At 67.1% G+C, this 12386-nt stretch carries 13 protein-coding genes and 1 tRNA gene; 13 read left to right on the top strand and 1 reads right to left on the bottom strand.

Annotated elements, in window-relative coordinates:
• Positions 1–140: 140 nt before the first annotated feature.
• From G6O68_RS24475 to G6O68_RS24445, 7 genes are all read left to right on the top strand, one after another.
• Entirely contained in the window at positions 141–731 is a 591-nt protein-coding gene (locus G6O68_RS24475) for a carbon storage regulator (RefSeq protein ID WP_165251277.1), read from the top strand.
• Positions 731–1216, top strand: coding sequence for a GNAT family N-acetyltransferase (locus G6O68_RS24470; RefSeq protein ID WP_165251276.1), 486 nt, complete (start codon positions 731–733; stop codon positions 1214–1216). The genes G6O68_RS24475 and G6O68_RS24470 overlap by 1 nt, the downstream gene beginning before the upstream one ends.
• A gap of 289 nt (positions 1217–1505) precedes the next feature.
• On the top strand, positions 1506–2471 hold the full coding sequence (locus G6O68_RS24465; protein WP_165251275.1) for a DUF5131 family protein: 966 nt from the start codon (positions 1506–1508) through the stop codon (positions 2469–2471).
• Entirely contained in the window at positions 2468–2980 is a 513-nt protein-coding gene (locus G6O68_RS24460; RefSeq protein ID WP_165251274.1) for an ASCH domain-containing protein, read from the top strand. Before G6O68_RS24465 ends, G6O68_RS24460 begins: the two co-directional genes overlap by 4 nt.
• Positions 2977–3957: a DNA-methyltransferase gene (locus G6O68_RS24455; protein ID WP_165251273.1), complete on the top strand. Its 981-nt coding sequence runs from the start codon at positions 2977–2979 to the stop codon at positions 3955–3957. Before G6O68_RS24460 ends, G6O68_RS24455 begins: the two co-directional genes overlap by 4 nt.
• Positions 3958–4045: 88 nt before the next feature.
• Positions 4046–4318 (top strand): hypothetical protein, encoded by a 273-nt coding sequence (locus tag G6O68_RS24450; protein WP_165251272.1) that lies wholly within the window; start codon positions 4046–4048, stop codon positions 4316–4318.
• Positions 4319–4323: 5 nt separating this feature from the next.
• Positions 4324–5511: a phosphoadenosine phosphosulfate reductase domain-containing protein gene (locus G6O68_RS24445; protein ID WP_165251271.1), complete on the top strand. Its 1188-nt coding sequence runs from the start codon at positions 4324–4326 to the stop codon at positions 5509–5511.
• A gap of 10 nt (positions 5512–5521) precedes the next feature.
• On the opposite strand, the gene G6O68_RS24440 is transcribed toward G6O68_RS24445, so the two are convergent.
• Positions 5522–5692 carry a hypothetical protein gene (locus G6O68_RS24440; protein WP_165251270.1) on the bottom strand — a complete coding sequence of 57 codons (171 nt, stop codon included), beginning with the start codon at positions 5690–5692 and terminating at the stop codon, positions 5522–5524.
• A gap of 157 nt (positions 5693–5849) precedes the next feature.
• On the opposite strand from G6O68_RS24440, the gene G6O68_RS24435 reads away from it, so the two are divergent.
• The 6 genes from G6O68_RS24435 (at position 5850) to G6O68_RS24410 (ending at position 12383) form a co-directional block, all read left to right on the top strand.
• Positions 5850–6092, top strand: a complete 243-nt coding sequence (locus G6O68_RS24435) for a hypothetical protein (protein ID WP_165251269.1) — start codon at positions 5850–5852, stop codon at positions 6090–6092.
• A gap of 85 nt (positions 6093–6177) precedes the next feature.
• A complete protein-coding gene (locus G6O68_RS24430; protein WP_165251268.1) occupies positions 6178–6477 on the top strand; it encodes a hypothetical protein in 300 nt (99 codons plus the stop codon).
• 79 nt (positions 6478–6556) lie between these two features.
• Positions 6557–6790: a hypothetical protein gene (locus G6O68_RS24425; protein WP_165251267.1), complete on the top strand. Its 234-nt coding sequence runs from the start codon at positions 6557–6559 to the stop codon at positions 6788–6790.
• 440 nt (positions 6791–7230) lie between these two features.
• Positions 7231–7872, top strand: coding sequence for a GTPase domain-containing protein (locus tag G6O68_RS24420; RefSeq protein WP_165251288.1), 642 nt, complete (start codon positions 7231–7233; stop codon positions 7870–7872).
• Positions 7873–9010: 1138 nt separating this feature from the next.
• Positions 9011–9083 (top strand) — tRNA-Val (locus G6O68_RS24415).
• A 129-nt stretch (positions 9084–9212) separates the two neighbouring features.
• A complete protein-coding gene (locus tag G6O68_RS24410) occupies positions 9213–12383 on the top strand; it encodes an efflux RND transporter permease subunit (protein WP_165251266.1) in 3171 nt (1056 codons plus the stop codon).
• The last annotated feature ends 3 nt before the right edge of the window (positions 12384–12386 follow it).

Below are 12386 nucleotides of genomic sequence, written 5' to 3'. Positions count from 1 at the left end.
ATTCCCGGTCGACCAGTGGGAGGAGATGGCCCCCGACGAGCGCGAAGAGGTCGTCCAGGCCGTCGCCAGGGCGCGGCTCGCGGTGTCGTGGGAGGCCGAGGGCGCCTCGATCGGATCCAGCATGGAAGAGGGAGGCTGAGATGGCGTTGGCGCTGACGAGGGTGCGCGGCGAGCGGGTGATGATCGACGGCGGCCGCATCGTCCTGGAGGTCGCGTGGGTCGACGGCGGGAAGGTCCGGCTCGCCTTCGACGCCCCCAAGAACGTCGTGATCGATCGCGAGGAGATCCACCGGAAGCGGATCCGCGAGGGGCGGTCGAACTCGCCCGTCCTCGCCCTGACGGACGGCCAGCTCGGGATGCTCGCCGACCGGCTCCTGCACTCGACGGTGGACCTGGGGGCGGTGCTGCCCGCGATCCACCCCGGCGCGAGGCTCGCCGACGTGCTCGGCCGGCTCGCGTCGATCGGCGTGGCGAAGTGCCCCGACTGCGGGTCCTGGCGTCGCGACGAGCCGTGCCCCGACTGCCCGCCGGCCGACGCCGGCCTCCCGCGTCAGGTCTCGTCCTGGTCCGATCGGCTCGCCGACCTGAACGCGGAGATGGGCCGGGCCCTGCGGGACCTGGACGCCGGGCCCGCCTCCGACGTCGGCGGGGCGAAGGCCTCGATCGAGCGGGCGCTGGTCCGGCTCGGGTGCCTCGGCCGGCGGCTCGCCGAGAAGGGGGACGCGGCCTGATGAACCTCCACATCCGCTGGATGATCCGCCGGGACCTGCCGGCCGTGCTCGCGATCGACGCCGGCCTCCGCGAGCCCTGGACCGAGGACGAGTTCCTCCGCCGGCTCCGCGAACGGAACTGCATCGGCCTGGTCGCCGAGCGCGGGGACGAGGTCGTCGGCTTCGCGATCTACCGGCTGCGGCCCGGCTGCCTCCAGGTCAACCGCCTGGCGGTCCACCCCGAGCACCGCCGCCGCGGCGTCGGCCGGAAGATCCTCGAGAAGCTCAGGGGCAAGGTGGACGGGGATCGGCGTCGGTTCCTCTCCATGTGGGTCCGCGAGTCCGACGCGGACGCCGTCCGGTTCCTCGCGGCCATGGGCCTGCGGGCCCGGCTTGAGCGCGACATCTACAGCGACCCCGACGAGGACGCCTACGCGTTCCTCTGGGGCCACCCCGAGGCGGATCGGGTCCAGGCCGGGGCGGGAGCGCCCGAGGTCCGGCGATGAGGCCCGAGCCCCGCGCCCGCGGCCCGCCCCGGCAGGCCCACAGGCGATGGCTCTGAGACGAGCCAGGCGAAGGAAGGTCCGCAGCCTGTAGAGCGTGAGCCGATCGCGGAACCGCCGGGCCTGGGAAGGGCTCGGGAGGCCACCTGGACGTGCAATCCGCACGAAGGGGGAGCCATGCACCGCCGGGCGTAACGCCCCGCTAGCCGGAACGGGAAGGGGAGGGCAGGCCAACGCCCTCCCCGACCGGCGACGAAGGACCAACCACGACCAACCGAGGACGGAGGAAGCGATGGCCGAGAACAGTTTGATCGCCTGGTGCCACCACACCTGGAGCTGCTGGCGAGGGTGCTGCAAGGTCTCGCCGGGGTGCCAACTTTGCTACGCCGAAGCCCTCAGCAAGCGGAACCCCGCCGTGCTTGGGGAGTGGGGGCCGGACGCCCTTCGCGTGATCAACGCCGACTGGGAGACGCCCCGCCGCTGGGACCGGAAGGCGGCGAAGCTCGGGACGCGTCATCGGGTCTTCCCGTCGCTCTGCGACTGGCTGGAGGACAGGCCCGATTTGGAGGCTACGCGGGCGCGCTTCCTGTCGCTGATCGCGGCGACGCCGAACATCGACTGGCTCCTGCTCACCAAGCGGCCCGAGAACTTCGTCCCGCTCATGGAACGGATCGCGAGCTCCAGCCACGAGGCGATGGCGGTCGCGCGGGATTGGCTCGACGAGAAGCCCCCGGCCAACGTTTGGTTCGGCGTCTCGATCGAGAACCAGGAGTACGCCGATCGCCGCATCCCGATCATGGGGATGATCCCCGCCGCGCTGCGGTGGGTCAGCTACGAGCCCGCGCTGGGGCCGGTCGACTTCCGCCGGCTCAAGCCCTCGTTCCTGCTCTACGACGAGCATTACGACTGCCTGACCGGGATCAAGGACGGGATCGGCCCGGTCTCCTGGATCGTCGTGGGCGGCGAGAGCAACCAGGGCGGGAGGAAAGCCCGGCCGTTCGACGTCGAGTGGGCCCGCTCGACGGTGGAGCAGGGCAGGGCGGCCGGGACGCCGGTGTTCGTGAAGCAGCTCGGGGCGAACCCGATCGCCGGCCCCGACATGAGCGAGCCGAACGGGATCAAGCGAGGTCTCGTCCAGCGTCATAACCAAGGCTGGCTCGACCGCCATATCACCGACTCGCACGGCGGCGATCCGGCGGAATGGCCGGCCGACCTTCGCGTGCGCGAGCTGCCGCAGGCCGAGGGGGTGGCGTCGTGAAGGCCCTGACCATCTGGCAACCGTGGGCCACGCTCTGCGTCACTCCGCGAGTCAACGACCCGAGCAAGCCGGCGAAGGAGTTCGAGACGCGCGGCTGGGCGACGAAGCACCGCGGCGTCCTCGCGATCCACGCCGCGAAGAGGTGGACCGAGGATGGGATGTTCCTGACGCGAACCTTGGATTACCGCGACGCTCGCACTGGATGCCAGCCCTGGGGGCCCAACCCGCTCCCGTTCGGCTGCATCGTCGGGCTCGTCGACCTGGTCGACTGCCTCCCTACGTCGACCGAGGATGGCCGGCGCTGCCATCCCTGGACGGAACGGTTGAGCCCGGCCGAGCGGGCTTTCGGCGACTTCTCGTTCTGCCGATACGGCTGGCGGCTCGCGAACCCTCGGCCGCTCCCCGAGCCCGTCCCGGCTGTCGGGAAGCAGGGGCTGTGGACGCTCGACGACGAGCTGCTGCGCGCGATCGCACGGCATGTTCGTCTCGACGCGGAGGCCCTTCGATGAGCCATCTCTTCGCGCAGGCCGATTCCGCGCGGCTCCCGCTGGCCGATGCCTCGGTCGACCTGGTGGTCGGCAGCCCGCCCTACGCCGACGCCCGCCTCTACCTCGAGGACGGCCGCGACCTCGGCATCGCCCGCGACCAGTTCGAGTGGGTCGAGTGGATGCTGGCGGTGACCGAGGAAGCTTTGCGAGTGACGCGCGGGGCCGTGATCTGGGTCTGCGCCGGGGTGACGCGCGCTCGCAATTACTGGCCGTGCTGCGAGGGCCTCTCGTGGGAGGCCCATAAGCGGGGTTGGCTCAGCGAGAGCCCCTGCTTCTGGCACCGCTACGGAATCCCAGGGAGCGGCGGCGACCAGTGGTTCCGGAAGGACGTCGAGTTCTGCCTCGCGTTCAAAAGGACGGCCGTCCTGCCCTGGAGCGACAACACGGCCTGCGGCGAGCCGCCGAAGTTCGGGCCGGGCGGCGCGATGAGCCATCGTTTGAGCGACGGCGCCAGGGTGAATCAATGGGGCGCTCGGCCCACGTCTGGGCGAACCCGACGCGCCGACGGCAGCAAGCAGGCGGCCGGTCGGCCGAGCCACGTCGTGGTGGCCAAGCACATGATGCAACCGGACGGGAGCCGCGAGACGCAAGGATACGTCCCGCCCGTCGTCGCCAACCCCGGAACCTTGATCCAGACCGGGGCGACGGGAGGCAACTGCCTCGGCCACGCTCTCGCCCACGAGAACGAGGCCCCTTACCCCGAGGACGTCCCCGAGCGCTTCATCAAGAGCCTCTGCCCGACCGGCGGACGGGTGCTCGACCCGTTCAGCGGCTCAGGCACCACCGTCAGCGTCGCGGCCCGCCTCGGCCGCGTCGGAATCGGCTTCGACCTTCGCCGGAGCCAGTGCGAGTTGGGCCGGCGTCGGCTGGAACGGCCTCATGCGCCGGTGGTGAAGAAGTCAGCCGCCACAACCCCGATGCCCCTCTTCGGAGACTGACCATGGCCGCCGTAGGAGTCCTCGCCGTCGCTTTGACCTTCGCCTTCGGCTCGATGCGGGCCCTCATCTGGATAGGCGAGGTGCTGGGATGATGTCCAACCCGCGGATCGGCGACCGCTGCCGGATCCACTACCGCGAGGCCGTCGCGGCTGTCATGCCCCACCACGGCAAGCTCGGGACCATCCGGATCGTCGCGCGTCCGTCCGGCTCCGTGGCGGAGACCATCCGCTGGGTCGAGGCCGACGTGTTCGAGCGACGGAAGGTGGTGAAGCGCGGCCCCCGCAACCACCTGGTCGAGCTGGACGAGGGCGGCGAGGTCGTCGTCCCGTGCGGCAACCTCTACGCCCATGAGGAGGATTGACCGTTATGCAGGCGACTTTTTTCGACGCCCAGCGGATGGGGATCTCCGACTCCGTGGAGCTGACGGCCCGATCGCTGCAGGCCCACGGCGTGAGGCATCGCCACTGGGCGATCGCCTACAGCGGCGGCAAGGACTCGACGACCCTGTTGACGGTCGTCATGCACCTGCTCAAGACCGGCGCGGTCGAGAGGCCCGAGCGGCTGACGGTGTGCTACGCGGACACGCGGATGGAGCTGCCGCCGCTGGCCGCCTCGGCGAGCCGGATGCTCGGAACCCTCCGAGCCGAGGGCGTCGAGGTCCGCGTGGCTCTGCCGCCGATGGACGAGCGGTTCTTCGTGTACATGCTAGGCCGCGGCGTCCCGCCGCCGACGAACCACTTCCGCTGGTGCACCGGCCAGATCAAGGTCGAGCCGATGGAGGCGGCCCTGCGCGAGATGTACGCCGGCGAGAAGATCCTGATGCTGACCGGCGTCCGCCAGGGCGAGAGCGCCGCCCGCGACGGCCGGATCGCGATGAGCTGCGGCAAGGACGGGGCCGAGTGCGGCCAGGGCTGGTATCAAGAGACTCTGCCTGACCACCTCTGCGACACGCTCGCCCCCATCCTCCACTGGCGGACGTGTCTGGTCTGGGACTGGCTCACGGGCGCCATGCCGGCGGAGCTGCGCCACGGCTACGAGACCCGGCTGGTGGCCGAGGCGTACGGGCTGGATGAAGAGGGCAGCGTCGCCGAGAAGAACGCGCGGACCGGCTGCAACGGCTGCCCGCTCGCCTCGCAGGACGCGGCGCTCGACAACCTGCTGAAGTCGCCCCGCTGGGGCTATCTGCGGCCGCTGAAAAAGCTGAGGCCGCTCTATCGCTGGCTCCGCGAGCCGACCCAGCGGCTTCGCAAGCCGGGCTTCGAGCGGAGCAAGGCCGGCGTCGTCCGCCACACCAACCGCATGGGCCCGCTGACGATGGACGCCCGGCGGACCGCCCTGCGAGAGGTGCTCGCGATCCAGGCCCGCGTCAACGAGTATGCCGGCGACATGCCCGCGGTCGACATGCTCGACGAGTTGGAGGTGGCGAGGATCGAGGAGCTGATCGAGGCGGGGACGTGGCCGAACCGCTGGACGGGGGACGAGCCGACCGGGGATCAGCCCTTTGAGCGGGTGCACCGAGACGGATCGCTGCAACGCGAGATGTTCGGTGGCTGAGGAGACCTTGTCAACCGCCGCCGTCGGTCGGCCCGGCGTCGTGACCGGAGAGGGGCGGCTGCAACGCCTTGTCTGCGGCATCGAAGAGCACGTCCCTCGCCCACGTCGAAGTCGGCGACCCCACCGCCTCCGCGGCCGCATCGAGCTTCGCGCGCTCCTCGTCCGTGAGCCTGATCCGCAAGGGCCGATCGCTCTTCCGCTCTCCCGAGATGGCTTTTCTGCCCACGAAATCGACCCTCGCAAGAAAAAGTGTAGCCACACTATTGACTGTTTGGTTTGTGTGGCTACAATATGAGTGTAGGCGATGACGACGAGCGAAGCAAGGCAGGAGCGACGAGATGACGACCAAGACCCTGACCGTCGGCGACGCGGTGATCGCGAAGGAAGAGGGCGTCTTCATCGTGCGGTTCGACGACGACGCGGCCGAGTTCGACACGCTCCGCGAGGCCCGCGAGTTCGCGACCGAGCGGCGGAACGACCTGCTGCTGGAGAAGTTGATCGAGAACGCCGGCCGGCTGGGGATGAGCAACCCCAAGACGACAGCCCGGCTGCTGGCGGCGATGGAGGCCTTGAAGGCCTGAAATGGAGAGGGGGCGGCCGGTGCTGGTAACACCGCCGCCCCCGAGCATCCCCCCGAACCCTGTCAGGAACGAAAGGACGGACGCAATGTACGACCCCGACCTCCGGATGATCAAGGCGGACCCGATCAACAAGGCCCTCGGCGAGTTGCGGTTCGCCCGATCGCAGGTCGACTGCGCGAAGCCGGCGAGCTTCGAGGGCCGGCGTGAGAGCGCCCTGAACGCGATCGACGACGCGATGAGGCGGCTCGAAGAGGCGATGGAGGAAGGCCGCCGCCTCGCGGAGGCGAGGGCCTTCGAGGAGCGCGTGGCGGCGATCCACGAGGGGACCGAGGACGGGCGGGTGACCGAGGCCGACGTGATGGCCGCGGGCCTGGCGGTGGGGTGAACCCGCCGCAACGCGAACCAGCCCCGCCGGATCGGCCGGCGGGGACCTCCCGCGACCCCTCGGAGCCAGGACCCCCACGATGGACGAAGCCCCCAAGATCGCCAGCCCCGACCAGATCGATCGCGACGCCGCGCGAAGGTCGTACGAAGGCGTCAGCATGGACCCCGAGCGACGGGGCGATCAGGACCGCGAGGATTACGCCGCGACGGTGAACGGCCTGTACGCCGAGCTTTGGCCGCTCGCCCAGACCGAGGAGCAGCGCGTGATCCTCGACCGCGAGATGCACCGCTTCCGCAACTGCTACCGCCATTAGGTGACGGAGTCTTCGCGCGGATTCACTGGTGAGCTGACTATTTCGCGACGAGGAAGGTCTCCATGTTCGCGAACGATGGGTGAGCTGGAACTTGGCACACGCGAGAAGCTTGCTTAGAATCGCAGGGAGCATTGAGACACTGCTGGTTTTGGTGGGTGCGTGAGTGGGTGTTAGCTATCAGAAAGTGCGCGAAGTAGGGGGGCAATACTATTGTTCCCTTTTGTTCAATCGCGAGGATCGCAATGGCAAGCAAGACCAGGTTGTTTCAGTTCGCGACAAACCTAGGACAGCAATGCGTAGGGCCTGCTGGATGGGTGTTTGGCACTGGGCTTGCGGTTGGTTCCATAGGCATTGGTATTTCCGGGCCAATCGGTCTTGGCTTGGCATGGGCTGGCGGGGCAATCATGGTTGGGGCCAGCGGTGCGGGGTGGTAGAAAGCAATCCCGCCAAGGCGACGGACGGCTGTTGAACTGAACTCGCGAAAAATCTCTATCAGGGATGCCTTAGAGCTAGAGCCTCCCATTTTCAAGTTAGGCGTCGTTGGGGACTCCGAAGCGGGGAAGACCACTCTTGTAAATAGGTTGCTGCAACGACCGCTTCCTCAGCAACGAACCCAAGGGGTTGGTGCCTATATTGCAGCCCTGCAGACAAATCCGTCCGAGCATGTCGCGCTTGTTGACGGTGGAGGCGAGGAGTACGTTCAGCAATTCCAGGTTGCCGAGTATGCTGATGCGTTGTGTGTTGTTCTTGATCATAACCGAAGCCATGTTGATGAAGCGGTGGATCCTCGACGTCTTGATAAAAGCCTTGAATTTCAAAGGAACTTGCGCGGTTATATACGGGATGTGAGGCTTGCCAATAGGCCTCTTGTTTGGATCCTGGTTAACAAGAGGGATTTATGGGAGAAGCTGGATGAGCAGGCAGTTCTCTCTTTTCGCGAGACAATCAAGGCGATTGAGCATGACTGGGTGCATAGCAATCTGGCTCGGGAAGTTGTCGTCTTAAATCATAGTAATATGATTGGGGATGATGTTGCAGCTTTTCACGCCTTGGTAGTTCGGCATTGTGGTCGGGAGGGCTGAGATGGAGTGCCGTAAGCTGGGCCGTACTTGGGTGGTGAACTCAGCACCGTTTGAATTTGTGTTGATCGGGCCTAGGGTTTCAAGCACTGAGTATACTGGGGCGCAAGAGCGGCCGTACGAGCGTGATGTGGTTTTGGTGCGAACTATTGATTTGAATCCCGATCTTTTGGCGTTGGCAATTGAGAGTCGAGAGGGGGATCCTGTGGGTGGTGATGCGTACTATGGGCACTCATACGAGTTTCGGTTGGATTATTTATCGTCTCTAGCGAGGTTGTTTTTTGTTGCGCCGTATAGGTTGCCCGGTCGTCTTCGCAGTCTAGCAGCCGTACGTGTAGGTATGGTCGTTTGGTCCGATCAGCGGGACTTTAACTATGTGTTCGCTTGGGCGGGTAGAGTGAATGAACCTGGAAAAAAATACGTCGAGGTTGTCGTGCGTCGGTATATAGCTGATCTACAGGCGGGGTTATTGACCGAGGATGACGAAAGAATCGAATGGGCTCTTGCGCCGATTGTTTATGGTTGCATGCGAGTAAACATTGGGTCATATCAGGAGAGTGTCAAAGCAGATGGTGTTGCCAGGGAGGCCAGGGTTAGCAGCTATGTATCTCTTGTTGTGTCTGGGGTTGCATTTCTGATTGCGGTGGCTTCTGTGTATATTTCGGTCGTATTCAGGAAATAATGCGTGATTATTGGTTGTGTCGCAGGTGTAGAGTGCGCGGTTACGCTGTGATTGGTGGTTTGAGATGACCTCGGCGATCGGTCCTTGGCAACTCGGCGTCGAGGGCTGACCGCGGAGGTCTTCGAACATGTCGCATGCGTCTCCCGAGCCTCGTCCGGACCGCCCCCAGGATCATTTCGCGTGCCTGACCGCCATTCCCTCCGCGACGCCCGCCGCTACAGAATCGCTACAGAAAAGCAACGATCCCGGTGAAGCTTGCCCGCTCGGCGGCGAACCAGTAAAATCCAATCGGCGGACGGCTTGGACGTCGCCCGCCGCCCCGAACGACCTGCTGCCTCGAGGGGAGACAAGACGCCCCCCGTTCTCTGGGCGACGCCCCCGCTCCCACGCCCTGACCCCCTCGCCTTTTCGCGAACCGCGCTCGCGCCGGTCGGGTCTTTGATTAGAATGCCAGCCGAAGGGCGATTAACTCAGCGGTTAGAGTGCCTGCCTTACACGTAGGAGGTCGGGGGTTCGAATCCCTCATCGCCCATTCGACCGCCCGGCCGGCTCCCCACGTCGATGAATTTCTGTTAAGATTGTCTCCTGGGCCGATCGCGACGGATCGGCGTCTGGGGAGAGGCGTCCGGCCCCCCGTCCTGACTCGTTCCGGGGGCCGTCGATGGTCCGTGCGATAATCGTCTGGAGCCTGCACAATCGGCTGATCGTCATCCTCGGGGCGATCGCGCTGATCGGCGTCGGGTCGTACTCCGCGGTCCACCTGAACGTCGAGGCGTATCCCGACCCGACGCCGCCCCTGGTGGAGGTGCTCACCCAGAACCCCGGGGCCAGCCCCGAGGAGATGGAGCGGCTGATCGGCATCCCGATCGAGACGGCCCTGAACGGGATGCCGGGGCTGGAATACCTCCGCAGCACCTCGATCGCGGGCCTGAACGACGTCAAGTGCCAGTTCGCCTACGGGACCGACTACTCCGCGGCGCGACAGGAGGTCCTGAACCGGATCGGAATGGTGGACCTCCCCGCCGGCGTGAAGCCCGAGCTGTCGCCGTGGAGCCCGACCGGCGAGATCGTCCGGTACGTGCTGGAGGGCCCCGCCTACACGACCAACCAGATCAAGGCCGTGCAGGACTGGGTGGTGACCCGGATGCTCAAGCAGGTCCCGGGCGTGATCGACGTCATCGGCTTCGGGGGGACGGTCAAGCAGTATCAGGTGCTGCTGGACACGCGGCTGCTGAAGCAGTACGGCGTGACGATGCAGCAGGTCGAGGAGGCGATCACGCGTTCGAACGCCAACGTGGGGGGGGACGTCCTGACGCTCGGCTCCCAGGCGCACAACGTGCGGGCGATCGGGCTGCTCGGCGGCGGGGTGGACCCGCTGGACCCCGCGAACGTCGATCGGGCCATGGTCATCGAGACCGAGAAGCTCGACGACGTCCGCGACGTGGTGATCGCCGCCGCGCCCGACGGCACGCCGATCTTCGTGCACCACGTCGCCCGAGTGGTCGTCGGTCACCGGCCCCGGCTGGGGGTCGTCGGCCGCGGCGCCGAGGACGACGTGGTCGAGGGGATCGTGATGATGCGGAAGGGGGAGAAGTCGCTCCCCACGTCCGAGGCGGTCGCCGAGAAGATGCGGCAGATCGAGCGTGACAAGCTCCTGCCGGCCGGCATGACGATCCGGGTGTTCAACCAGCGGACCGACCTCGTCCACGTCACGACCCACAACGTCCTGCACAACCTGCTGGTGGGGATCGGCCTGGTGGTGGCCGTGCTGTTCGTCTTCCTGGGGGACCTGGCGAGCGCGGCGGTCGTGGCGCTGGTGATCCCGCTGGCCCTCTTGTTCGCGATCTCGGTCCTGTACGCCCAGGGGAAGTCGGCGAACCTGCTGTCGATCGGCGCGGTCGACTTCGGGATCATCGTGGACAGCTCGGTGATCATCGTCGAGACGATCTACCACCACGTCACGAGCCCGACGGCGGACCGGTCGAAGCCCCTGGTGGACCGGATCGCCGAGGCCTCGCGCGGGGTGGAGCGGCCGATCTTCTTCTCGACGATGATCATCGTCTGCGCGTTCCTGCCCCTGTTCGTGATGAGCGGCCCGGCGGGGGCGCTGTTCGGGCCGATGGCCGCGACCTACGCGTTCAGCATCCTCGGGGCGCTGCTGATCGCCGTGACGCTCGCCCCGGTGCTCTGCTCCTTCCTCTTCCACGGCAAGACCGAGGAGAAGGAGACGCTGGTCGACCGGGCGATGAAGTGGGTCTACTCCCGGGCCCTGCGCGCGGCGCTGGCGAGCCGCCCGCTGGTTCTGCTGGGCATGGGGGGGCTCCTGGCGGCCACCGTCGCCGCGGCGGCGAACCTCGGGGCCGAGTTCATGCCCGAGCTGGAGGAGGGGAACCTCTGGATCCGGGCGCTGATGCCGTCGACCGTCTCGCTGGAGGAGGCGGCGCGGATGGCGCCGCGGCTCCGCGCGGTGATCGCCTCGATCCCGGAGGTCCGGGGGGTGATGTCGCACGTCGGCCGCCCCGACGACGGGACCGACGTGACGAGCTTCTTCAACCTGGAGTTCAACGTCCCCCTGCGGCCGATGGAGGAGTGGCGGCCGGGGATGACGCGGCGGAAGATCGAGGCCGAGCTGAACGCGAAGTTCGCGGACTTCTCCGGGGTGGACTTCGGCTTCAGCCAGCTGATCCGCGACAACATCGACGAGGCCCTCTCGGGCATCAAGGGGGCGAACTCGGTCAAGCTCTTCGGCGGCGAGCTGAAGACGCTGGAGGAGACGGGGCGACGGGTCGTCAACGCGCTGCGGTCGGTGCCGGGGGTGGAGGACGTCGGCCTGTTCCACATCCTGGGCCAGCCGAACCTGGAGATCCGCATCGACCGCCGGGCGTGCGCCCGCTACGGCGTGAACGTGGAGGACGTGGAGGACGTGATCCAGGTGGCGATCGGCGGCCGCGCCTTCTCCGAGATGGTGGAGGGGGAGAAGCGGTACGACATCATCCTGCGGCTCCCCCCGGACCTGCGCAACGACCCGGACGACATCGCCCGCATCCCGGTCGACGTGCCGGGCCGCGACGGCGGCCGCGGGGCGCGGATCCCGCTGTCGCAGCTGGCCTTGATCGAGCCCCACAAGTCGGGGGCCTCGTACATCTACCGCGAGAACAACCTCCGCTACATCCCGATCAAGTTCAGCATCCGGGGCCGGGACCTGGCCTCGGCCATCGACGAGGCCCGGCGGAAGGTCGAGGACCCGAGCACGGGGGCGAAACTGCCCGAGGGCTACCACCTCGTCTGGTCCGGCGAGTTCGCCCAGATGCAGGCGGCGAACCGCGGGCTGATGTTCACCGTGCCCCTCTCGGCGGTGCTGGTGCTGGTGCTGCTGTACACGCTGTTCGGCTCGATGAAGGACGCCGCGATCGTCATGCTTGGGGTCTTGCCGGCCGTGGTCGGCGGGATCTGGGCCCTGGTGCTCACCGGGACGACGTTCAGCATCTCGGCGGCGGTGGGGTTCATCTCGATCTTCGGCGTCGCGGTCCAGAACGGCGTCCTCCTGATCTCGTACTTCAACGAGCTGCGGTCGGAGGGCGAGAGCGTCCGGGAGTCGATCGTCGGCGGGGCCGAGCGCCGGCTCCGGCCGGTGGCGATGACCTCGCTGACCGCCATCCTGGGGCTGCTGCCGGCCGCCTTCGCCACGTCGGTCGGCTCGCAGGCCCAGAGGCCGCTGGCGATCGTGGTCGTGGGCGGCATGTCCGCCGCGCTCTTGCTCTCGCAATTCCTCATCCCCGTGCTCTATTCCTACTTCCCGGCGCGAGGGGTCCGCCCCGCCGGGGGAGACTGAGGC

This window comes from Paludisphaera soli (assembly GCF_011064595.1).
Taxonomy (GTDB): domain Bacteria; phylum Planctomycetota; class Planctomycetia; order Isosphaerales; family Isosphaeraceae; genus Paludisphaera; species Paludisphaera soli.
The sequence above is the reverse complement of the archived record's forward strand: the minus strand, read 5'-3'. Positions and strand labels throughout refer to the sequence as shown.

What these genes read in the sequence shown, in the direction of transcription:
- G6O68_RS24475 (WP_165251277.1), top strand. Translation starts at nt 141, where the DNA reads ATGGCGTTGGCGCTGACGAGGGTGCGCGGCGAGCGGGTGATGATCGAC.
- G6O68_RS24470 (WP_165251276.1), top strand. Translation starts at nt 731, where the DNA reads ATGAACCTCCACATCCGCTGGATGATCCGCCGGGACCTGCCGGCCGTG.
- G6O68_RS24465 (WP_165251275.1), top strand. Translation starts at nt 1,506, where the DNA reads ATGGCCGAGAACAGTTTGATCGCCTGGTGCCACCACACCTGGAGCTGC.
- G6O68_RS24455 (WP_165251273.1), top strand. Translation starts at nt 2,977, where the DNA reads ATGAGCCATCTCTTCGCGCAGGCCGATTCCGCGCGGCTCCCGCTGGCC.
- G6O68_RS24450 (WP_165251272.1), top strand. Translation starts at nt 4,046, where the DNA reads ATGATGTCCAACCCGCGGATCGGCGACCGCTGCCGGATCCACTACCGC.
- G6O68_RS24445 (WP_165251271.1), top strand. Translation starts at nt 4,324, where the DNA reads ATGCAGGCGACTTTTTTCGACGCCCAGCGGATGGGGATCTCCGACTCC.
- G6O68_RS24435 (WP_165251269.1), top strand. Translation starts at nt 5,850, where the DNA reads ATGACGACCAAGACCCTGACCGTCGGCGACGCGGTGATCGCGAAGGAA.
- G6O68_RS24430 (WP_165251268.1), top strand. Translation starts at nt 6,178, where the DNA reads ATGTACGACCCCGACCTCCGGATGATCAAGGCGGACCCGATCAACAAG.
- G6O68_RS24425 (WP_165251267.1), top strand. Translation starts at nt 6,557, where the DNA reads ATGGACGAAGCCCCCAAGATCGCCAGCCCCGACCAGATCGATCGCGAC.
- G6O68_RS24410 (WP_165251266.1), top strand. Translation starts at nt 9,213, where the DNA reads ATGGTCCGTGCGATAATCGTCTGGAGCCTGCACAATCGGCTGATCGTC.